General features: G+C 55.0%; 1 protein-coding gene. It reads right to left on the reverse strand.

The window, feature by feature from the left end; genetic code table 11:
• Positions 1 to 126 precede the first annotated feature (126 nt).
• A complete protein-coding gene (locus FFS64_RS31160) occupies positions 127 to 1,551 on the reverse strand; it encodes an IS1182 family transposase (protein WP_044271542.1) in 1,425 nt (474 codons plus the stop codon).
• Positions 1,552 to 1,628 lie beyond the last annotated feature (77 nt).

Consider the following 1,628-nt stretch of genomic DNA (forward strand, 5'->3'; position numbering starts at 1 on the left):
CAGGCTGTGTGAAAACGCAATCTGCGCCGGCTAAAAGCAAATGCCCCGACTTGTCGGGGCATTTTGCTTTTCTGAAATCTGAAATCTGAAATCTGAAATCTGAAATCTGAATAATGAAAGGGCCTCTTAGCCCATCAGTTCCATCAGTTTTTGCGCTCCCAGCACCTGGATAGCTCTTTTCAAGTTGTAGGCCTGTACCGCAAGAGCCATTTCTGCGCGAGTACCCTGTAACTGGCGCAGCAAAAACCGGCCATTGCCGAAGATCCATTGCTTCAGGTTGCCGAAGGGATGCTCGACGATGGATCGGCGATTGACCATCATTTCGGGATGGGCCTTCATCCGCAGCTCCATTCGCTCAAATGCCGCTTCGTGGGCATGGCGCGTCAGATACCGGCGTTCGGCCTTGGTGCAGCGGCTTTTGAGCGGACAACTTCGGCAGTCGCTGATAGCCGCCTGATAGATCCGGTCGCCCTTGCTCAGTTGTTTGAGTGTCAGTTGGTTGCCGGCGGGGCACTGATATTGATCGTTGTCCGTGTCATAAATGAATTCGGTTCGATCAAAGTATTGTTCGTCGCCACCGGTGGTGTTGATGGACCGATTCGGGGGCACAAACGCCGTGATGCCGGCATCTTCACAGCTCTGAAACTGGGCGCCATTGGAGTAGCCCGCATCCGCTGTGACGCAGAGTTCGGATTGGTGCAGCTCCTCTTTGGCCGCTTTGGCCATCGGATCGAGCTGGCGATTGTCGGTGCCTTCCTGAGTGACTTCGTGGTGCAGAATCAGACAATGTTTGGCATCTACAGCACTTTGAATGTTGTAAGCCACGAGCGGGCCGGACGCCGTTCGCATCTTCTGGGCCTCGGGCTCGCCCACGACGTGTTGAACCAGACCTTGAGCCTCCATCAGCACCTGACAGGTCTGGTTATTGGCCTTTTTTACCTGCAACTCTTGAAGCGCGGCTTGCACCGCTGAACGATCAATCGATTCCCCATCCTCGCCACGATCTGCTTCATCAAGTTGTGCCAGATAACGCGCAATTCGCTTATCGAGCACCGCTTCTCGCTGCTTGAGCTTTTTCGGTGTCAGGTGTTTGCGACTTGAGGCAACCGCCTGAAACTTGCTGCCATCGATGGCCACCAACTCGCCGGCAATCAGACCGGCATTTCGGCAAAACCGAACAAAGGCGCGGCAGGTTGCGGTGAACGCAGCGCTGTTATCGCGCCGAAAATCAGCGATGGTTTTGAAATCAGGGGCCAGCCGGCCAAGCAGCCACATGACTTCAACGTTGCGCTGACACTCTGCCTCGAGCCGCCGCGACGAGCGGATGCGCTGAAAATAGCCGTAGAGGTAGAGTTTGAGCAGGTCGGCGGGATCATACGAAGGGCGTCCCGTGGCCTTGGGCCTGGCTTTGTCGAAGCCCAGCAGCTCAAAGTCCAGAAGCGAAACATAGGCTTCGATCACCCGAACCAGATGGTCATCGGGAATGAGTTCGTCTAGCGAGAGTGGAAACAGAGCGCTCTGGGAGCGGTTTTCACCTTGGATATAGCGCATAAGAAAAATGCCCGTATCTTGCGATACGGGCATTTTCTTCAACCGGCCAGCAGATTGCTAGGTTTTCACACAGCCTG

It is taken from the genome of Pseudomonas sp. G(2018) (assembly GCF_005502415.1).
Classification (GTDB): domain Bacteria; phylum Pseudomonadota; class Gammaproteobacteria; order Pseudomonadales; family Pseudomonadaceae; genus Aquipseudomonas.

Bases quoted from the DNA above. Each gene is read 5' to 3' on its own strand.
- FFS64_RS31160 (WP_044271542.1), bottom strand. From the start codon at position 1,551: ATGCGCTATATCCAAGGTGAAAACCGCTCCCAGAGCGCTCTGTTTCCA.